19 protein-coding genes are annotated in these 17,518 nt (G+C 64.0%); 9 read left to right on the top strand and 10 right to left on the bottom strand.

The window, feature by feature from the left end; genetic code table 11:
- Positions 1–272 precede the first annotated feature (272 nt).
- Positions 273–740 carry a VOC family protein gene (locus GWQ44_RS15665; protein ID WP_047305477.1) on the bottom strand — a complete coding sequence of 156 codons (468 nt, stop codon included), beginning with the start codon at positions 738–740 and terminating at the stop codon, positions 273–275.
- A 283-nt stretch (positions 741–1,023) separates the two neighbouring features.
- Between GWQ44_RS15665 and GWQ44_RS15660 the strand changes: the two genes are divergently transcribed.
- The 3 genes from GWQ44_RS15660 to GWQ44_RS15650 all read left to right on the top strand — a co-directional run bounded on the left by GWQ44_RS15660 (position 1,024) and on the right by GWQ44_RS15650 (position 3,772).
- Complete coding sequence (locus GWQ44_RS15660; RefSeq protein ID WP_275927726.1) at positions 1,024–2,247, top strand: SfnB family sulfur acquisition oxidoreductase; 1,224 nt, start codon at positions 1,024–1,026, stop codon at positions 2,245–2,247.
- Between the two features lie 4 nt (positions 2,248–2,251).
- Positions 2,252–2,917, top strand: coding sequence for a methionine ABC transporter permease (locus GWQ44_RS15655; protein WP_275927725.1), 666 nt, complete (start codon positions 2,252–2,254; stop codon positions 2,915–2,917).
- Positions 2,918–3,001: 84 nt separating this feature from the next.
- Positions 3,002–3,772: a MetQ/NlpA family ABC transporter substrate-binding protein gene (locus GWQ44_RS15650; RefSeq protein ID WP_275927724.1), complete on the top strand. Its 771-nt coding sequence runs from the start codon at positions 3,002–3,004 to the stop codon at positions 3,770–3,772.
- Positions 3,773–3,947: 175 nt separating this feature from the next.
- Here GWQ44_RS15650 and soxR read toward each other — a convergent pair whose 3' ends face one another.
- Complete coding sequence (soxR, locus tag GWQ44_RS15645) at positions 3,948–4,409, bottom strand: redox-sensitive transcriptional activator SoxR (protein ID WP_253128240.1); 462 nt, start codon at positions 4,407–4,409, stop codon at positions 3,948–3,950.
- Positions 4,410–4,517: 108 nt separating this feature from the next.
- Between soxR and GWQ44_RS15640 the strand changes: the two genes are divergently transcribed.
- Positions 4,518–4,883: an antibiotic biosynthesis monooxygenase gene (locus tag GWQ44_RS15640; RefSeq protein WP_047305473.1), complete on the top strand. Its 366-nt coding sequence runs from the start codon at positions 4,518–4,520 to the stop codon at positions 4,881–4,883.
- On the opposite strand, the gene GWQ44_RS15635 is transcribed toward GWQ44_RS15640, so the two are convergent.
- From GWQ44_RS15635 to msuE, 4 genes are all read right to left on the bottom strand, one after another.
- The gene (locus tag GWQ44_RS15635) at positions 4,880–5,980 is read right to left on the bottom strand and encodes a sigma-54 dependent transcriptional regulator (RefSeq protein ID WP_047305472.1); all 1,101 of its coding nucleotides are present in this window, start codon (positions 5,978–5,980) and stop codon (positions 4,880–4,882) included. The two genes, GWQ44_RS15640 and GWQ44_RS15635, sit on opposite strands and share 4 nt — an antisense overlap.
- A gap of 23 nt (positions 5,981–6,003) precedes the next feature.
- Positions 6,004–7,191: an acyl-CoA dehydrogenase family protein gene (locus tag GWQ44_RS15630; RefSeq protein ID WP_275927723.1), complete on the bottom strand. Its 1,188-nt coding sequence runs from the start codon at positions 7,189–7,191 to the stop codon at positions 6,004–6,006.
- 135 nt (positions 7,192–7,326) lie between these two features.
- Complete coding sequence (gene ssuD / locus GWQ44_RS15625; RefSeq protein ID WP_275927722.1) at positions 7,327–8,466, bottom strand: FMNH2-dependent alkanesulfonate monooxygenase; 1,140 nt, start codon at positions 8,464–8,466, stop codon at positions 7,327–7,329.
- A gap of 9 nt (positions 8,467–8,475) precedes the next feature.
- On the bottom strand, positions 8,476–9,039 hold the full coding sequence (gene msuE, locus GWQ44_RS15620) for an FMN reductase (RefSeq protein ID WP_016963759.1): 564 nt from the start codon (positions 9,037–9,039) through the stop codon (positions 8,476–8,478).
- Positions 9,040–9,435: 396 nt separating this feature from the next.
- Here msuE and GWQ44_RS15615 point away from each other — a divergent pair, with 396 nt between their 5' ends.
- From GWQ44_RS15615 to GWQ44_RS15600, 4 genes are all read left to right on the top strand, one after another.
- Complete coding sequence (locus tag GWQ44_RS15615; RefSeq protein WP_016963760.1) at positions 9,436–9,696, top strand: hypothetical protein; 261 nt, start codon at positions 9,436–9,438, stop codon at positions 9,694–9,696.
- A 103-nt stretch (positions 9,697–9,799) separates the two neighbouring features.
- Positions 9,800–10,414: a LysE family translocator gene (locus tag GWQ44_RS15610; protein ID WP_275927721.1), complete on the top strand. Its 615-nt coding sequence runs from the start codon at positions 9,800–9,802 to the stop codon at positions 10,412–10,414.
- 211 nt (positions 10,415–10,625) lie between these two features.
- Positions 10,626–11,795 carry an aminotransferase class V-fold PLP-dependent enzyme gene (locus GWQ44_RS15605; RefSeq protein WP_199010992.1) on the top strand — a complete coding sequence of 390 codons (1,170 nt, stop codon included), beginning with the start codon at positions 10,626–10,628 and terminating at the stop codon, positions 11,793–11,795.
- A 55-nt stretch (positions 11,796–11,850) separates the two neighbouring features.
- A complete protein-coding gene (locus tag GWQ44_RS15600; RefSeq protein ID WP_275927720.1) occupies positions 11,851–13,659 on the top strand; it encodes an aminopeptidase P family protein in 1,809 nt (602 codons plus the stop codon).
- A 79-nt stretch (positions 13,660–13,738) separates the two neighbouring features.
- Here the strand turns inward: GWQ44_RS15600 and GWQ44_RS15595 are convergent, their stop codons facing one another.
- Positions 13,739–14,335: a 2-hydroxychromene-2-carboxylate isomerase gene (locus tag GWQ44_RS15595; protein ID WP_275927719.1), complete on the bottom strand. Its 597-nt coding sequence runs from the start codon at positions 14,333–14,335 to the stop codon at positions 13,739–13,741.
- Between the two features lie 36 nt (positions 14,336–14,371).
- Positions 14,372–15,112, bottom strand: a complete 741-nt coding sequence (locus GWQ44_RS15590) for an SDR family oxidoreductase (RefSeq protein WP_016968563.1) — start codon at positions 15,110–15,112, stop codon at positions 14,372–14,374.
- A 92-nt stretch (positions 15,113–15,204) separates the two neighbouring features.
- Here GWQ44_RS15590 and GWQ44_RS15585 point away from each other — a divergent pair, with 92 nt between their 5' ends.
- On the top strand, positions 15,205–15,774 hold the full coding sequence (locus tag GWQ44_RS15585; RefSeq protein ID WP_103740068.1) for a TetR/AcrR family transcriptional regulator: 570 nt from the start codon (positions 15,205–15,207) through the stop codon (positions 15,772–15,774).
- Between the two features lie 9 nt (positions 15,775–15,783).
- On the opposite strand, the gene GWQ44_RS15580 is transcribed toward GWQ44_RS15585, so the two are convergent.
- Complete coding sequence (locus tag GWQ44_RS15580; protein ID WP_016968561.1) at positions 15,784–16,065, bottom strand: hypothetical protein; 282 nt, start codon at positions 16,063–16,065, stop codon at positions 15,784–15,786.
- Between the two features lie 158 nt (positions 16,066–16,223).
- Positions 16,224–17,111: a threonine/homoserine exporter RhtA gene (gene rhtA / locus GWQ44_RS15575; RefSeq protein ID WP_275927718.1), complete on the bottom strand. Its 888-nt coding sequence runs from the start codon at positions 17,109–17,111 to the stop codon at positions 16,224–16,226.
- Between the last annotated feature and the right edge of the window lie 407 nt (positions 17,112–17,518).

Raw genomic sequence — 17,518 nt, 5'->3', positions numbered from 1 at the left:
CGAGGAATGGAGCGGCACTGGAACCCTGGGCCGGACCCGGCGCGAAGGTGCCGGGCATAGCCTTGGCCAACGCGGCCTGCTGCATTCAATTAAGACGAATGAGAATCGTAAATCCTGAAAGGCGATATGAAAGTAAATGTTACGAAGCGGCGAAAACCTCGTGAAAGCCGCGGTTTAAGCGGTCTGGCCAATGCCCCTGTAGGAGCGGGCTTGCCCGCGAACTGAACCGCGAGGGCGCCTTCGCCGGCAAGCCGGCTCCTACAGGGGCGGGGTCAGCCGGGTTGTTGCTGGAACATTTCCCGCGCCCGTCGAGCGATTTCCTCGGCGCTCAGCGTTTCCTTGCGGCTGGCCAGGAACCACACATGGCCGAACGGGTCGCGCAGGCTGCCGCTGCGGTCGCCGTAGAACTGGTCCTGCACCGCCGACACTGCGGTGGCGCCGGCGGCAATCGCCCGGGCGAAGCTGCTGTCGACATCCTCCACATACAGATGCAGCCCGACCGAGGTCTTGTGGGTGTCGGGGCTGTCCATCGGGGTTTGTTCGCAGGGGCTGCCGAGCATGATGGCCGAGCCGCCGATGCGCAGTTCGGCGTGGCCGACGCGGCCGTCGGGCATCTCCAGGCGCATGCTTTCCACCGCGCCGAAGGCCTGCTTGTAGAACTCGATGGCCTCGGCGGCGTGCTTGATGCCCAGGTAGGGAGTGACGCCGTTGAAGCCTTCGGGAATGGGGTTGACGCTCATCTGGGGTTCTCCTTGATGTTGTTTTGGGCAAACCGCTCCGTCGCAGGACCCGGCAGGTTTCACTCTATACCCGGGCACCCTCGGCACCGGCGTGGGCCGACGAGGTGTCGGCCAGGCAACAGCGACGCACTGTTGGCCCAACAACAGCTCTCCAGCAATTTGTCCGCTGGCCCTTTGGGTAATCTCCCGCAGCGGCCGCTAAACCCTTGAAATCAAAGGCCTGATCTTTCGGCACAGAAGCTGCAATGGCTGCCTGTAACCTTTATCCGCCCGAGAGCGCTGTATGTCTTCTTTGCCTGAATCCGCCTTTTATCCCCTGCACACCCCCGCCGCCCAGGTGATCCGCGATGGCGCCGAGGCGCTGGCCGTGGCCCGGCACGTGGCGGCGGTCCTGGGGGAGCAGGACGCCGAACGCGACCGCAGCCGCCAGGTGCCGGTGGAACTGCTGGACCTGTATTCCAACAGTGGCCTGTGGGGCATCAGCGTGCCGCGGGAGTACGGCGGTGCCCAGGTGTCCTACGCGGTACTGGCCGAGGTGATCGCGATCATTTCCGCCGCCGATCCGTCCCTGGGGCAGATCCCGCAGAACCACTACTGCCTGCTGGAAGACATTCGCCTGCAGGGCACCCCGGAGCAGCAGGCGCACTTTTTCGCCCTGGCTCTGCAAGGCCATCGCTTTGCCAATGCGCTGTCGGAAACCGGCGGCAAGAACGTGCAGGACATCCAGGCTACGGTACGGCGCAGCGGTGACGCTTACGTGATCAATGGCCGCAAGGGCTATTGCACCGGCTCGCTGTATGCCCATTGGCTGGCGGTGCTGGCCCTGGATGAACAGGGCCGTGGCCAACTGGCCTTCGTGCCCCGGGACAGCGAGGGACTGGTGGTGCTCGACGACTGGGACAGCATCGGCCAGCGCACCACCTCCAGCGGCACGGTGCTGGCGCAGGACCTCAAGGTGCCGGCCTTCAATCTCTTCCCCACTTACCGTTCCTACGAAAGCCCGACCCTGGCCGGGCCCTTCGCCCAACTGACCACGGCCGCCATCGACGCCGGGATTGCCCGGGCGGCGCTGCGCGACACCGTCGCCTTCGTCACCGAGCACGCCCGGCCATGGATCGATGCCGGGGTGGACAAGGCCGGCGACGATCCGCTGACCATTATTCAGGTGGGCGCCTTGGACATTCGTCTGCACGCCGCCGAAGCCTTGCTGGAGCGCGCCGGCCTGGCCCTGGACGCGGCGCGTCCGGCCCCCGATGCGGACAATGTCGCCCTGGCTTCCGTGGCGGTGGCCCGGGCCAAGGTGCTGACCACCGAGATCGCCATCGAGGCCAGCAACAAGCTGTTCGAACTGGGTGGCACCCGCTCGACCCTCAAGCGCCACAACTTCGACCGCCACTGGCGCAATGCCCGGGTCCACACCCTGCACGACCCGGTGCGCTGGAAGTACCACCTGGTGGGCAACTGGCTGCTCAACGGCATCAAGCCACCGCGTCACGACTGGTCCTGACGCCATGGCCAAATGGTTCAAGCACATCTACTGGGCCGACATCGCCCAGGCCTGTCTCGACACCCTGAGCATGCTCGGCGCGGCCCTGGGGTTCACCGTGCTGCTGGGGCTGCCCCTGGGGGTGCTGCTGTTTCTCACCGGCAAGCGCCAGCTGCACGAAACCCTGGGCCTGTATCGGCTGCTGTCGGTGATCGTCAACGTGCTGCGCTCCTTGCCCTTCATCATCCTGCTGATCGTGCTGATTCCCCTGACCACCCTGCTGGTGGGCACCTCCCTCGGCGTGCCGGGGACCATCCCGCCGCTGGTGGTGGGCTGCACGCCGTTCTTTGCCCGGCTGGTGGAAACCGCCCTGCGGGAGGTGGATCGCGGAGTGGTGGAGGCGACCCAGGCCATGGGCGGCAGCACCTGGCAGATCATCCGCCACACCTTGCTGCCCGAAGCCCGGGGCGGCCTGCTGGCGGCGGTCACGGTGACCGCCATCGTGCTGGTGGACTACACCGCCATGGCCGGGGTGATCGGTGGCGGCGGCCTCGGCGATCTGGCGATCCGCTACGGCTACCAGCGCTTCCAGACCGACGTGATGCTGGTCACCGTGATCCTGCTGCTGGTGCTGGTGCAGGCCCTGCAGATGACCGGCGACCGCCTGGTGGCGCACTACAGCCGACGTTGAATCAAACCCTTGAATAACACCCAAAACACACGGCCCACGTGCGCCTCACGACGGCTGTCAGTCATCTGCCTTAGGAGCAACCCCATGAAAAAGACCCTGGCCGTATTGGCCGCTGTGCTGTCCTTGAGCGTGCATGCCAACGAGAAACTGCTGGTGGGGGCCACCCCGGTGCCCCACGCCGAGATCCTCGAATTCGTCAAACCCGAGTTGGCCAAGGAGGGGGTGGACCTGGACATCAAGGTCTTCACCGACTTTATCCAGCCCAACCAGCAACTGGCGCTGAAGAACCTCGATGCCAACTACTACCAGTACCGGCCGTTCCTCGACGACTTCAACAAGACCCGGCACACCGACCTGGTGCCGGTGGTGGGGGTGCACATCGAGCCCTTCGGCGCCTATTCCACCCGGATCAAGAACCTTGCCGAACTCAAGGATGGCGCCACGGTGTCGATTCCCAACGACCCGGTGAACACCGGCCGCGCCCTGGTGCTGCTGCACGAAGCCGGGTTGATCAAGCTCAAGGACCCGAGCAACACCCTGGCCACCCAGCGCGACATCCTCGACAACCCCAAGCACCTGAAGATCCGTGAACTGGAAGGCGCCTTGCTGGCCCGTTCGGTGAGCCAGGTGGACCTGGCGTTCGTGTTCGCCAACTACGCCCTGGAAGCCGGGATCGACACCAACAGCGCCTTGATCGTGGAAAAGGGCAAGGACCTGTACATCGAATTTCTGGTGGCGCGCCCGGACAACCTCAACGACCCGCGGATCCAGAAACTGGCCAAGGCCCTGAACTCCGACGCCGTGCGCCAATTCATCCTGACCCGCTACAAAGGCCAGATCGCCCCCGGCTTCTGACCATCGCCCCATCCCCGGCCGTAGGAGCTGGCTTGCCAGCGAAGAGGCCCGTGAGATCGCTTTCGCCGGCAAGCCGGCTCCTACGGGGGATACGGATAGGTAGGAGCTGGCTTGCCAGCGAAGGGGCCCGTGAGATCGCATTCGCCGGCAAGCCGGCTCCTGCGAGGCAAGCCGGTTACGGGGCGTCGGGCGTCAGCAGGCGGGCGCCCGGGCCGGCGGCGCCCAGCACGTCTCCCTGGTTGCGCAGCGGGCAACCTTCCATGGACAGGCAGCCGCAACCGATGCACTGGTTCAGCCGCTCGCGCAGCAGGCTCAGTTGGCGGATGCGTTCGTCCAGTTCGCGGCTCCATTGCTCCGACAGGCGCTGCCAGTCGGCGGCGCTGGGGGCGCGGTCGGCGGGCAGGCTGGCCAGGGCCTGCCCGATCTCGGCCAGGGGAATGCCCAGGCGCTGGGCCACCTTGATCAAGGACACGCGACGCAGCACCGAGCGCGGATAGCGCCGCTGGTTGCCGGCGTTGCGGTTGCTCTTGATCAGGCCTTTGCTTTCGTAGAAGTGCAGTGCGGTCACGGCCACGCCGCTGCGGGCCGACAGCTGGCCCACGGTCAGTTCTTTGTGCAGTGCATCGGGTTCGATCATTGGCGGGTACCGGGAGGAAAAATGAGCTTGACCTTGACTTAACTAGAGGTTTTACCCTGCGGCGCATTCCATCGCAAGATGCTGTCTGACCGCCGTAGGGAGTCGTTCATGAGCGCTTTTGAGAGAAACCGCAGCTTCACCCAGTTGATCGAGTTCGAGATCGAACCGCACCAGCAGCAGGCCCTGGTGTCGGCCCTGTCCGCGCAGACCGAGCGCCTGGCCCAGGGCTATGGCGGCTTTCTCAGCGCCAGCGTGCAGGTCAGCGACGACGGGCGGCGAGTGCTCAATTACCTGCAGTGGCAGTCGCGGGAGGCGGGTGAGGCGGCTTTTCGAAGTTTCGAGAGCGGCGAGCAGGATTTCTGGCAGTTGATCCTGGCCCATCAGGCCAGGACCGTGACCTTCGGTTCGTTCCAGGTGCTGAGCAGCATTGCCCGCAGTCAGGACAATGCCTTGCATTGCACGCTGTCGGGCTAGATCGACAGTTGCAGGGTGCGCTCGTTGGGCGCGGCGGCCGGACGGCGTTTGTTGACCGCCAGTTCGCCGATCTTGATCAGTCGGGTGCGGGTGACGTTGCGGCTCAGGCCCAGCAGGTTGGCGGTGTGCACCTGGTTGTAGTGGCTGAAACGATAGGCCGCGCGCAGCAGGGCGTCCTCGACTTTTTCATGCAGGGCGCCGGCCTGTTCCTCGAAGAGCTTGTGGAAGGCCCGCTCCAGCAGGGCTTCGGTGGAGTCGTCGTGACTCGGCTGGCTGTCGTCGGCGCGTTCGATGCGCATGTGGGACAGGCGCAGGTCGCCCTGTTCGATCACGCCGTTGCGGCAGATCAGCAGGGTGTGGTGGATGACGTTTTCCAGTTCGCGGATGTTGCCCGGCCAGCTGTAGCTCTTGAGTTTGTGTTCGGCCTCCGGGCTGATGCGGATGCTGCCGTAGCCCAGGCGCTGGCTGTAGGCCTCGATGAAGTGCCGGGTCAGGGGCAGGATGTCGCCGGGACGCTCGCGCAGCGGGCTCAGTTCCAGGCTGACCACGTCCAGGCGGTAATACAGGTCCTCGCGAAAGTGCCCGGCGTTGATGGCTTTTTCCAGCTGGACGTTGGTGGCGGCCAGCACCCGCACGTCGATGGGGATGCTTTTGCGCGAGCCCAGGCGCACCACTTCCCGTTCTTGCAGCACCCGCAGCAGCTTGACCTGGATGGCCATGGGCAAATCGCCGATCTCGTCGAGGAACAAGGTGCCGCCGTCGGCTTCCTCGAACCAGCCGGCCTTGGCGCTGAGGGCGCCGGTGAAGGCGCCTTTTTCATGGCCGAACAGTTCGGCCTCCACCAGGGATTCGGAGAAGGCGCCGCAGTTCACCGCCACGAACGGCCGGTTGCGCCGGGCGCTGAGGTTGTGGATATGGCGTGCCACCAGCTCTTTGCCGGTTCCGGTTTCACCGATGATCAGTACGCTGGCTTCGCTCGGTGCCACCTGTTGCAGGTGTGCCAGCAGGGCCTGGGATTTCGGGTCCTCGAACACCTGGGCGGTGGCGCGGATCGAGGTCGCCAGGGCGGGCGAGGGGGGTAGGGTCAGCAACTGCATCGGCATTCTCCGGAAATCGGGCACTAGGAGTAGAAGGTCGGGGTCGGCAGGGACTGGTTCAGTGCCCAGTCGCCCAGCTCGTGAAGCTTGTAGTCCAGCGGGTCATGCAGGGTCTGGGTGCGCAGGTTGCGCCAGTGGCGGTCCAGGCGCAGGGAGGCATGGGTCGAGCGCGCGCCGGTGACTTCGAACAAGCGGCTGCACAGCTCCAGGCCCTGGCGGCTGGCGGCGACCTTGGCGGTGGCGATCGCCGTGGCCAGGTGCCCGCGCTCCTCGGCGCTGAGGTTCGGGCCCTTGGCCCAGGCCTGGTCCAGCAGCCCGGCGGCCCGTTCCACCAGCAGGCGGATGCCTTCCAGGGCGACCCAGAACTCGCCGTAGTGGCTGAGGATGTAGGGGTCCTGGCGCACGTCCTGGGCGCTGGACTTATGCCAGACGCGGGTTTCGTTCAGGGTGTACTGCCGGGCTTCCGCGAAGGCGCCTTCGGCAATGCCGAGGAACATGTGGGTGAAGGTCAGTTGGGCGATCAGCGGGCGCAGGCAGGCGAAGGGGGTGCTCAAGGGACCTGGGTCCAGCAGCAGTTCCGATTCCTCGACCCGCACCCGTTCGAAAGTGGCGCTGCCGCTGTCGGTCTGGCGCTGGCCCATGTTGTTCCAGTCGTTGTGCAGGGTGATGCCGCTGCGACCGCTGGGGATGGCGGCGATCAGCAATTTGCCGCCGTTGCTTTCATCCACCGCCGAGGCGATGAGCATCTCCGAATCGCTGGCCCCGGAGCAGAAGCTTTTCTTGCCGGAGAACTCGCGCCAGCCGCCGAGGTTCTTGACCAAAGTGCGGGTGTCCAGCGGATTGAGGGCGTTGCCCCAGAACCAGTTCTTGCGCGCGGTCTGCTCGAACCAGGGCTGCCATTGCTCGGGCTTGGCGAACAGGCGCACGGTGGCCAGCATCAGGTGATGGAAGCCGAAGACGTGGGCGATGGAACTGTCGACCTTGGCGAATTCGCGGACGATGTTCAGGGTTTCGCTCCAGGGCGCGCCCAGGCCGCCGAACTGGCGGGGAATGCTCAGGGCCAACAGGCCGCTCTGGCGCAGGGCGTCGCGTTCGGCCTTGGGGGTGCCGCCGCGCTCGTCGCGCTCGGCGGCGGTCAGGGCAAACTCGGCGGCCAGTTGGCGGGCGGTCTGCAAGGGGGACAACAGGGCGCTTTGCGGTTTGGCAGTCACGCGGTGTTCCTCGTGGGTGGCCGTTTGCGGCGGCCGGGAAAAGGTGCTGCGAGCTGCAGGAGCTGGCTTGCCAGCGAAGAGGGCTTGAAGATCGCCTTCGCCGGCAAGCCGGCTCCTACAACGGCTTTGGGGATTTCAGCGGCGGTTGGGCAACACGTCATTGGCGATCATTTCGCCGAACGGCCCGGTGAGGTTGGTGACGCCGCGGCCGGCCAGGCTGGCATAGGGTTCCGGCAGCAGCGGGAACACCAGCTCGGCGAAGCGATAGGCCTCTTCCAGGTGCGGGTAGCCGGAGAAGATGAAGCTCTCGATCCCCAGGTCCGCATACTCCTTGATCCGTTCGGCCACTTGCTGCGGGTTGCCCACCAGGGCGGTGCCGGCGCCACCGCGCACCAGGCCGACCCCGGCCCAGAGGTTGGGCGCGATCTGCAGTTGATCGCGGCGACCGCCGTGCAGCGCGGCCATGCGCCGCTGGCCTTCGGAGTCGAAGCGCGCGAAGGATTGCTGGGCGGCGGCGATGGTGTCGTCACTGATGTGTTCGATCAGCTTGTCCGCGGCTTTCCAGGCTTCGTCCTCGGTTTCGCGCACGATCACGTGCAGGCGGATGCCGAACTTCAGCGTGCGGCCCTTGCGCGCCGCCCGTTCACGCACGTCGGCGAGCTTCTGCGCCACGGCTGCCGGCGGTTCGCCCCAGGTCAGGTAGACGTCCACCTGATCGGCGGCCAGTTCGTGGGCGGCCTCGGAGGAGCCACCGAAGTACAGCGGCGGGTAGGGTTTCTGCACCGGTGGGTAGAGCGCCTTGGCGTTCTGTACGTGCAGGTGCTTGCCTTCGAAGTCCACGGCTTCGCCCTGCAGCACCCGGCGCCAGATCTGCAGGAATTCGTCGGTGACTTCGTAGCGTTCGCTGTGGCTGAGGAAGCTGCCGTCGCCACGGTTTTCGTCCGGGTCGCCGCCGGTCACCACGTTGATCAGCAGGCGCCCGTTGGACAGCCGGTCCAAGGTCGCGGCCATGCGCGCCGAGACAGTGGGGGAAATGATCCCCGGACGGATCGCCACCAGGTAGCGCAGGCGTTCGGTCAGGGGCACCAGGGCCGAGGCGATGACCCAGGAGTCCTCGCAGGAGCGCCCGGTGGGAATCAGTACGCCGTGGTAACCCAGGCTGTCGGCGGCCTGGGCCACTTGCTTGAGGTAGTTGAGGGTGACCGGGCGCGCGCCCTGGGCGGTGCCGAGAAAGTGGCCGTCACCGTGGGTCGGAAGAAACCAGAACACATCCATGACAGTTCCTTAGGCAATTTTCAGCAGGTTGTTCGGTTGCGCGCCAAACAGCGGCGCGGCCCGTTCGGCGGCCAGCTGGATGCGGGCTTTGAGCAGGTCGCTGGTGATCTGGTAGTTGCTGAAGTCGGCTTCGGTGGCGTACACGCCGATCGGCAGGGTCAGGGCCTGGAAGAAACTGAACAGCGGACGCAACTGGTGATCCAGCACCAGGGCGTGGCGTTCGCTGCCTCCGGTGGCGGCCAGCAGCACCGGGGTGTTGATCAGGGCGTTGAGGTCGATTAGGTCGAACAGATGCTTGAGCAGGCCCGGATAGGAGCCGCGGTAGACCGGGGCGGCAACGATCAGCAGGTCGGCGTTTTCGATGGCCTGCAGCTCGGCTTCGACCTCGGCGGGCAGTTCCTGGCGCGACAGGGCGCCGCCCAGCGGACGGGCGATGTCGCCCAGTTCGATCAGGTGGCTGTTGATGGGCAGGTGCTTGGACAGCTCGCTCAACAGGGCCTGGGTCAGCACCAGGGTCCGGGACGGGCGCCAGGTTCCACCGGAGAGGGCAACGACGTTCAGGGGACGGGACATGATCGGTTCCTTTTTAAACAGTGGCTCAACGAGCGATGACAGGTGTACCTGCACGGGAGCAAGAGCTGTACCAACCGGCCGGAGCCCGGTAATCCGGGGGGCTGGCGGGATGTGCCGAGCTGGCTGTTGTTGTTCGGACACTGTTTTGTTGATCGGCTGTTGCCTGGCCAACAGTTGCTCCGGCAACAGTTGGGCAACGGGATGGAGCTGTTATAAAGGCTTGTTGTTATTCCTCAAAAGAGCTTGTTTCCATATTTATAGGTCTTTATGGAATATGAAAGGGCTGTCCGAGCCCCTGGAAAAGTCGATAGCGACTATCGAGCGGGATGATTTTTGCCACTGAGGGTGCGCGAGTAGCCTGTGTGCATTGTTCGCAACCCGCTTCAGGTGCACGTCATGAAGGCTTATTCCGTTGTTCTGCTGCTGTTGATTTCCAGTGTGCTGGCCGGCTGTGCCAGCGCGGGCGCGCCGGAGTTGCGCCCCTACACGGCCGAGGAAAGCCGCGAGCTGGCGCTGGAAGCCCTGAACCGGCGTGGTCTGTCGTTCGATGAGTACCAGCAGGAAAGAGCCCGGCTGCTGGCGCGACCTGCGGTGTTCGATGGCCAGGGCGAGATGAGCGCCCAGCGCAATATCAGTCGTCACCAACCGGCCAGTTGATGACAACTGTACGGGTAAAAGTTTTCATCAACTGTCCGTGAGTTGCGGTCCGCTGCTGGGTTAGGGTCGAGGCCTGACCGACCTTGCCCAGGACCTTGCACCCATGACCCTTTCCCCCGACCTGCTGTGGGCATTCGCGCTGTTTGCCCTGGTCACGTCCATCACCCCCGGCCCCAACAACACCATGTTGCTGGCCTCGGGGGTGAACTTCGGCTTCAACCGTTCCATTCCCCATATCCTCGGCATCAGCTGTGGTTTCTTCGTGCTGGTGCTGGCGGTCGGCTTGGGCCTGGGCGCGGTGTTCGAGGCTTACCCGCTGCTGTACAGCGTGCTGCGTTACGTGGGCGCGGCTTATCTGTTGTACCTGGCGTGGAAGATTGCCCGTTCCGGGCCGCTGTCCGACGAGCAACAGCACCACGGCCGGCCTCTGGGCTATTGGGGCGCGGCGGCGTTCCAGTGGGTCAATCCCAAGGCTTGGGTCATGGCGGTGGGAGCCATCAGCACCTACACCCCGTTGCAGGGCTATTTCACCAATGTGCTGGTGATTGCGGCGGTGTTCGCCCTGATCAACGCGCCGACGGTGAGTCTCTGGGCGGCGTGCGGCAGCCTGTTGCGCAATGTGTTGCGCAACCCGCGCTGGCTGCGCCTGTTCAATCTGGCCATGGCCGGCCTGCTGGTGATTTCCCTGGCGCCGCTGGTGCTGGAAAACATCAGTTGAGCGGCGCTTCAACGGGTTGCCCAGAGCCTGTTAAGCTGCGCCCCAGGAGCGTTCCTACGCACTTTTAGACGAAGTTGTGCTTCTTTAACTGCATCCGATCGGCTATTGCTCAGCGCCTGCTGTTGACGCGCCGTCCCTGTACGGCGCGTTTGTGCATGCTGCTCTTTGCGCCTATGCCGATCCCGGAACCAGCTCTGCGGGTCTTTCTGTCATGAACAAACGTCCTCTTTATTTCGACTATGCCGCTACCACGCCGGTGGATGAGCGGGTCATTCAAGTGATGCTGGAGTGCCTGGGGTTCAACGCCAACTTTGGCAACCCGGCCTCCAGTTCCCATGCTTTTGGCCAGGCGGCGCGCCGCAGCGTCGAGCACGCCCGGCAGCAAGTGGCGCAGTTGGTGGGCGCGCAGCCCGAGCAGATCGTCTGGACCTCCGGCGCCACCGAATCCAACAACCTGGCGCTCAAGGGCGTGATGCAGGCCCGGGGCCTGGAGGGTGGGCACATCATCACCAGCCAGATCGAGCACAAGGCCGTGCTGGACACCGCTCGACAGTTGCAGGAAAGCGGCGTGGCGGTGACCTATCTGCTGCCGGATGCACAGGGGTTGATCACGGCCCAGGCGGTGAGCGAAGCCTTGAGGGATGACACCGTTGTGGTGTCGCTGATGCTGGTCAACAACGAATTGGGCACCCTCAACGACATCCCGGCGATTGGCCAGGTGGTGCGTGAGCATGGTGCCCTGTTGCATGTGGACGCGGCTCAGGGCGCGGGCAAGGTGGCCATTGATCTTGAGCGCTGGCCGGTGGACCTGATGTCGTTTTCGGCGCACAAGGTGTACGGCCCCAAGGGTATCGGCGCGTTGTATGTCGGACCGCGGGCGCAGCGCCGCTTGCAGGCGCAGATCCATGGTGGCGGGCACGAGGGCGGTTTGCGTTCCGGCACCCTGGCCACGCACCAGATCGCCGCCATGGGGGCGGCCTTTGCGCTGGCCGCTGAGTTGTTCGACGAGGAAACCGCCACCATCGTCCGCTTGCGCCAACGCCTGCTGGAGCAACTGGCGGGGGTGGCCGGCCTGCGCTTGAATGGCAGTGCCACCCAGCGCATTCCCCATACCCTGAGCCTGACGTTCAGCGAGGGAGGCTTTGACGCCGCGGCGTTGAGTGCGTCCCTGGCGTTTTCCGCGACCTCGGCCTGCAACTCGGCCAGCAATGCGCCTTCCCATGTGCTGCTGGCCCTGGGGCATGACCCGGTGCAGGCCGGGCGCACCATCCGCTTGAGTCTCGGGCGTTTCACGACCGAAGAGGATGTGGATCGCGCGGCACAGTTGATCAAGGCGTCATGCGCCACTGCTCCGGCATTCTGGGCCGGAGCCCAGTCTTGAGGGTCGAGCGATCTCGACCTTCCATAACAATGATTAAGCCGGTTAAGGAGTCACAATGAGTACCCAGCCTACGCCCCACGGAGTGGTCCCCCAGCGCCTGGCGCATGTGCGTCAGTTGATGAGCCGCGAGGGCATTCATGCCTTGCTGGTGCCTTCGGCCGATCCGCATCTGTCGGAGTACCTGCCGGGTTACTGGCAGGGGCGCCAGTGGCTGTCGGGCTTCCACGGCTCGGTGGGCACCCTGATCGTGACCGCGGAGTTCGCCGGGCTCTGGGCCGACAGCCGTTACTGGGAACAGGCGAGCAAGGAACTCAAGGGCAGCGGCATTGATCTGGTGAAGTTGCAGCCGGGCCAGCCCGGCCCCCTGGACTGGCTGGCGGAACAGACCCCGTCGGGCGCGGTGGTGGCGGTGGACGGCGCGGTCATGGCGCTGGCTTCGGCCCGTACCCTGGGCAGCCGGTTGCAGGAGCGCGGGGCCAGCCTGCGCACCGATATCGATCTGCTGCAGCAGGCGTGGAGCGATCGCCCCGGCCTGCCGGATCAACCGGTCTACCCGCACCTGCCGCCCCAGGCCACGCAGAGCCGGGTGGAGAAGCTGGCCAAGCTGCGCGAAACCCTGAAGGAGCGCGGCGCGGACTGGCATTTCATCGCCACCCTCGATGACATCGCCTGGCTGTTCAACCTGCGCGGGGCGGATGTTTCGTTCAACCCGGTGTTTGTCTCTTTCGCCCTGATCAGCCAGCAGCAGGCCACTTTGTTCGTGGCCTTGAGCAAGGTCGACGAGCCGCTGCGCTCGGTGCTGGAGGCCGACGGCGTCAGCCTGCGGGATTACGCGGAGGTGGCGGCGGCCTTGGCCGATGTGCCGGAAGGCGCGACGTTGCAGATCGACCCGGCGCGGGTGACCACCGGTTTGCTGAACAACTTGCGTTCCGGGGTGAAGCTGGTGGAAGGGCTCAACCCCACCACTCTGGCCAAGTCGCGCAAGAGCCCGGCGGATGCCGAGCATATTCGTCGGGCCATGGAGCAGGACGGCGCGGCGCTGTGTGAGTTCTTTGCCTGGCTGGAGAATGCCCTGGGGCGCGAGCGAGTCACCGAGCTGACCATTGATGAACAGCTGACCGCCGCCCGTGAACGGCGTCCGGGCTATGTGTCGCTGAGCTTCAATACCATCGCCGCCTTCAATGCCAACGGGGCGATGCCTCACTACCACGCCACCCCTGAAGAGCATGCGCTGATCGAGGGTGATGGCTTGCTGCTGATCGACTCTGGCGGTCAGTACCTGGGAGGCACCACCGACATTACCCGCATGGTGCCGATCGGCACCCCGAGCGCCGAGCAGAAGCGCGATTGCACCCGGGTGCTCAAGGGCATGATCGCCTTGTCGCGGGCGCAGTTCCCACGGGGCATTCTGTCGCCGTTGCTGGATGCCATCGCCCGGGCGCCGATCTGGGCCGAGGGCGTGGATTACGGACACGGCACCGGGCATGGCGTGGGCTACTTCCTCAACGTGCATGAAGGGCCGCAGGTGATCGCCTATCAGGCTGCGCCAGCGCCGCAAACGGCGATGCAGCCGGGGATGATCACTTCCATCGAGCCGGGGACTTATCGTCCCGGGCGTTGGGGGGTACGGATCGAGAACCTGGTGTTGAACCGCGAGGTTGGTACTACCGAGTTTGGTGAGTTCCTCGGCTTTGAAACCCTGACCCTGTGCCCGATCGACAGCCGTTGCCTGGAGCCCGGATTGCTCACCCAGGAGGAGCGGGACTGGTTCAACGGTTATCACGCTGAAGTGCGCGAGCGTCTCGCCCCGTTGCTGCAAGGCACCGCGCTGGAGTGGCTGAACCTTCGCACCGCGCCGATCTGAAGCATTGAAGGACGGCCTCAGCCATGCAATGTGGTTGAGGCCGCGGTCCCGGTCCGTGGCGGCTGGCTGGCGCGGCTGTTCAGCCTCCGCTCAAGGCCTCGCGGACAAAGTCCAGGCGGTCCTGGCCGAAGAACAACTGGTCCCCGACGAACATGCTGGGGGCGCCGAAGACACCCCGTTGCAATGCCTGGTCGGTCTGCTCCTTGAGCCGGGCCTTGACCTGTTCTTCGTTGCTCAGGTCGAGGATCCGCTGTGGGTCGAAGCCGCCTTGCTCCAGGACCTGGGTGACGGTGGTGGCGTCGTTCAGGTTGCGTTTGTCGACCCAGAGGGCGCGGAACAGGCAGTCGATGAATTCGACGAAGCGATCCGGCATGTGCAGCTGCACACCGGTCACGGCGCGCATCAATAGCAGGGTGTTGATGGGGAAGTGCGGGTTGAAGTTGAGTTCAACCTGATAGCGCCGGGCAAAACGCGCCAGGTCCTGGAGCATGTAGCGGCCCTTGGCGGGAACGCTGATGGGGGAAGCGTTGCCGGTGCTCTTGAAGACCCCGCCCAGCAGCATGGGGTGGTACTCCAGTTGACTGCCGGTCTGGGCGCAGATCTTCGGCAGCTGGGTGTAGGCCAGGTAGCTGGTCGGACTGCCCAGGTCGAAGAAGAACTCCACTTTTTGGCTCATGTCGTGAACTCTCTGATTGTTGTAGGGGGCAGTGGCTTACCAGCGCTCGTTCCAGGGGCGCAGGTCCAGCTCGAAGGTCCAGGCATCCCTGGGCTGGCTGTGCAGGTACCAGTAGTTTTCGGCGATATGTTCGGGATTGAGGATGCCGTCCTGATCCTTGAGGGCATATTTCTCGGGAAAGCTGGTGCGGATGAAGTCGGTGTCGATGGCGCCGTCGACGATGATATGGCCGACGTGGATATTCAGCGGCCCCAGTTCCCGGGCCATGCTCTGGGCCAGGGCGCGGATGCCGTGCTTGGCCCCGGCGAAGGCGGCAAAACCGGCGGCGCCGCGCACCCCTGCGGTGGCGCCGGTGAACAGGATGGTGCCGCGTTGGCGCGTCACCATGCGCTTGGCCACTTCGCGGGCATTGAGGAAGCCGGAGAAACAGGCCATCTCCCAGATCTTGAAGTACTTGCGGGCGGTTTCCTCAAGGATGCTGCAGGGCACGTTGGCGCCGATATTGAAGATGAAGGCCTCGATGGGGCCGATCTGGGTTTCGATCTGTTCGATCAGCGCTACCACGTCCTCTTCTTTGCGGGCGTCGCAGGCAAAGCCGTGGGCCTGGCCGCCGGTTTGCCGGATGGCGTCCACCAGGGGCTGCAATTTGTCCGCGCTGCGTCGGGTGACGCAGGCGGTGAAGCCTTGTGCGGCAAAACGCTTGGCGATGGCGCTGCCGGTAGCATCGCCGGCGCCGACCACCAGTACCACTTTGTTGTTGTTCAGGGTTGTAGTCATGGGAGGTTCGCTCTTTAGTAAACGATCGTTAACTAAACGGACGTTATGCTACGATCCTGCGGTCGTCAAGCCAGCAGGAGAGTGCTTCAGCCATGCGTTATTCAGCCAGTCATAAGCAGGAAACCCGCGAGCGCCTGTTGCAGAGCAGTGCGGCTCAGGCCAAGAACGAGGGGTTTTCCACCGTCGGCGTGGATGCGTTGATGAAGGCCATTGGCCTCAGTGGCGGGGCTTTTTACACTCACTTCGCATCCAAGGACGAGCTGTTCGGTTCCATTGTCGAGCGCGAGTTGAGCCAGAGCCTGGAGCGTCTGGGCGGAGAGAGCCGGCAGAATCGGGAAAAGCTGCGGCGTTGCCTGAAGCAGTACTTGAGCGTGGCGCATGTGCAGCAGCCGGGAGCCGGGTGTGCGTTGCCGGCCTTGGGCGCGGAGATTGCCCGGGGCAGTGTGCAAGTGCGGCAGGAGGCGCAAGACTGGATCTGTCGTCTGCAGCGGGCGTGGGCGCAGACCCTGGGCAGCGAGAGCCTGGCCTGGTCGATTCTGTCGCAGTGTGTTGGCGCGCTGGTGGTGGCGCGAATGCTGGTGAACCCGGATATCCAGCAGCAGGTGCTGGCGTCGAGCCATGAGCAGATCATTGGGCAGCTGGAGCGGCTGCCCGAAGAGTGAGCGCTACCGCTACTTGCAGATGACGATCATGCTGCGACTGGTATAACCGGCTGGGTTCAGGCCGAAAGGGTAGTCTCCCGGGTCTTCGACGGTGTCACCGGACTTGGCGATCACCTTGTAGCCTTTGGGGCCGCAGGATTGGGTCGCCTTGGTGTAGCACTTGTCCCAGGAAGAAGACAAACCGGAGCAGTTGATGTGGAGCCCTTTCTTGCCTCGTTTGACTTCGGTTTTCGCGGTCGCAGCGCAGCCTGCAATGGCAAGTACGGCCAACAGTATCAAAAATCGTTTCATCCCCGTCCTTATCGCTAGCCTCGGATCTGATGTCCGAGTGTGACTGCATTACCTGTGGTCTTTTGCGTTTGCGATATCCCTGTCTGACAACTCCATGGCTGACGTTGAGTAGCCGGCTAAACATGGCCTAATTGCGCGCCAATTACCAGAGTTGAATCTTAATCAGCTGCAACTATGGGCTTGGATTCCCGGCGCATGGTCATGGTTGCTCCGACAGATGCCAGGATGATGCAGGCGATCGCCATCCACTGCGCCAGGGACAGGTATTCGTGCAGAAACAGCAGGCCGGACAGTGCGCCGAAGACCGGCTCTATGCTCATCAGGGTGCCAAAGGTACGGGCTGGCATTCGGGTTAGGGCGACCATTTCCAGGCTGTAAGGCAGGGCGGTGGACAAGACCGCGACGCCCAGGGCGATAGGAATCAGGGATGGAGTGAGTAACGCCGCGCCGGCATGGACGATACCTATGGGCGCGACGAAGAGTGCGGCGATCATGACACCCAGGGCGGCGGTCTGGATGCCGTTCTCGGCACCGGCCTTTTGCCCGAACAGGATATACAGCGCCCAGCAGACACCGGCGCCCAAGGCGTAGCCTGCGCCCGCCAGGTCGATGGCGGTTTCGGTGGCGCCTGTGGGTATCAGCAATAGCAGGCCGATGATCGCCAGGGCGATCCACAGAAAATCGATCGCCTTGCGTGAGGCATAGATGGCCACCGCCAGTGGGCCGGTGAATTCCAGAGCGACGGCGATTCCCAGGGGGACGCTTCTGAGGGACATATAGAAGAGGAAGTTCATGCCGCCCAGGGCCATTCCGTAGACAACCACGGTGCGTAGAGTCTTGGCAGTGAACTTGGCGCGCCAGGGGCGCAACAGAAGCAGCATGATGACGCTGGCGAAGACTAGGCGAAGGGTAGTGGTGCCCTGGGCCCCGACAATGGGGAACATGCTCTTGGCCAATGAGGCGCCCGATTGAATCGAGGCCATGGCGATAAGTAGCAGCCCCACGGGAAACAGAGTCGAGGCAAGGCTGCGCGGTTGGTCGTTCATGCAGGGGATCATCCAGAGTGTGGGGGAGGGCGCTGGACGCATGATGCTTAAGTCATGCGGAATGAGCAATATAGTGCGCAAAGTCTTTTTGCGTCTCTATATAAGAAGCTGCAGGCGTGGGGGCGGGCTGGAATCATAGAAAATTCAAATTAAAGGTTGACGGCAGATTCTACAGGCCTATAATTCGCCCCACTTCCGGCGCAGTCGAAACGGAAAACTCCTTGAGATTCAACGAGTTACCAAGTTTTCGGCAGCGGTTACGCTTAAGTTCATCGAAGCTAGAAGCAGTTGATAAGGCAGTGTGTGGTCGCCTTGTTAACGATTCGATCGTCTCGGTCGAAAGCGGTTGAAAAGAGGTGTTGACAGCAGCGTGTAACGCTGTAGAATTCGCCTCCCGCTAACGAGAG

The organism is Pseudomonas sp. 3MA1 (genome assembly GCF_029237275.1).
Lineage (GTDB): Bacteria > Pseudomonadota > Gammaproteobacteria > Pseudomonadales > Pseudomonadaceae > Aquipseudomonas > Aquipseudomonas fluorescens_AP.
Note: the sequence above shows the minus strand (reverse complement) of the source record. Positions and strands in the feature narration are given on the sequence as shown.

What these genes read in the sequence shown, in the direction of transcription:
- GWQ44_RS15665 (WP_047305477.1), bottom strand. Translation starts at nt 740, where the DNA reads ATGAGCGTCAACCCCATTCCCGAAGGCTTCAACGGCGTCACTCCCTAC.
- GWQ44_RS15660 (WP_275927726.1), top strand. Translation starts at nt 1,024, where the DNA reads ATGTCTTCTTTGCCTGAATCCGCCTTTTATCCCCTGCACACCCCCGCC.
- GWQ44_RS15655 (WP_275927725.1), top strand. Translation starts at nt 2,252, where the DNA reads ATGGCCAAATGGTTCAAGCACATCTACTGGGCCGACATCGCCCAGGCC.
- GWQ44_RS15650 (WP_275927724.1), top strand. Translation starts at nt 3,002, where the DNA reads ATGAAAAAGACCCTGGCCGTATTGGCCGCTGTGCTGTCCTTGAGCGTG.
- soxR (WP_253128240.1), bottom strand. Translation starts at nt 4,409, where the DNA reads ATGATCGAACCCGATGCACTGCACAAAGAACTGACCGTGGGCCAGCTG.
- GWQ44_RS15640 (WP_047305473.1), top strand. Translation starts at nt 4,518, where the DNA reads ATGAGCGCTTTTGAGAGAAACCGCAGCTTCACCCAGTTGATCGAGTTC.
- GWQ44_RS15635 (WP_047305472.1), bottom strand. Translation starts at nt 5,980, where the DNA reads ATGCAGTTGCTGACCCTACCCCCCTCGCCCGCCCTGGCGACCTCGATC.
- ssuD (WP_275927722.1), bottom strand. Translation starts at nt 8,466, where the DNA reads ATGGATGTGTTCTGGTTTCTTCCGACCCACGGTGACGGCCACTTTCTC.
- msuE (WP_016963759.1), bottom strand. Translation starts at nt 9,039, where the DNA reads ATGTCCCGTCCCCTGAACGTCGTTGCCCTCTCCGGTGGAACCTGGCGC.
- GWQ44_RS15615 (WP_016963760.1), top strand. Translation starts at nt 9,436, where the DNA reads ATGAAGGCTTATTCCGTTGTTCTGCTGCTGTTGATTTCCAGTGTGCTG.
- GWQ44_RS15610 (WP_275927721.1), top strand. Translation starts at nt 9,800, where the DNA reads ATGACCCTTTCCCCCGACCTGCTGTGGGCATTCGCGCTGTTTGCCCTG.
- GWQ44_RS15605 (WP_199010992.1), top strand. Translation starts at nt 10,626, where the DNA reads ATGAACAAACGTCCTCTTTATTTCGACTATGCCGCTACCACGCCGGTG.
- GWQ44_RS15600 (WP_275927720.1), top strand. Translation starts at nt 11,851, where the DNA reads ATGAGTACCCAGCCTACGCCCCACGGAGTGGTCCCCCAGCGCCTGGCG.
- GWQ44_RS15595 (WP_275927719.1), bottom strand. Translation starts at nt 14,335, where the DNA reads ATGAGCCAAAAAGTGGAGTTCTTCTTCGACCTGGGCAGTCCGACCAGC.
- GWQ44_RS15590 (WP_016968563.1), bottom strand. Translation starts at nt 15,112, where the DNA reads ATGACTACAACCCTGAACAACAACAAAGTGGTACTGGTGGTCGGCGCC.
- GWQ44_RS15585 (WP_103740068.1), top strand. Translation starts at nt 15,205, where the DNA reads ATGCGTTATTCAGCCAGTCATAAGCAGGAAACCCGCGAGCGCCTGTTG.
- GWQ44_RS15580 (WP_016968561.1), bottom strand. Translation starts at nt 16,065, where the DNA reads ATGAAACGATTTTTGATACTGTTGGCCGTACTTGCCATTGCAGGCTGC.
- rhtA (WP_275927718.1), bottom strand. Translation starts at nt 17,111, where the DNA reads ATGAACGACCAACCGCGCAGCCTTGCCTCGACTCTGTTTCCCGTGGGG.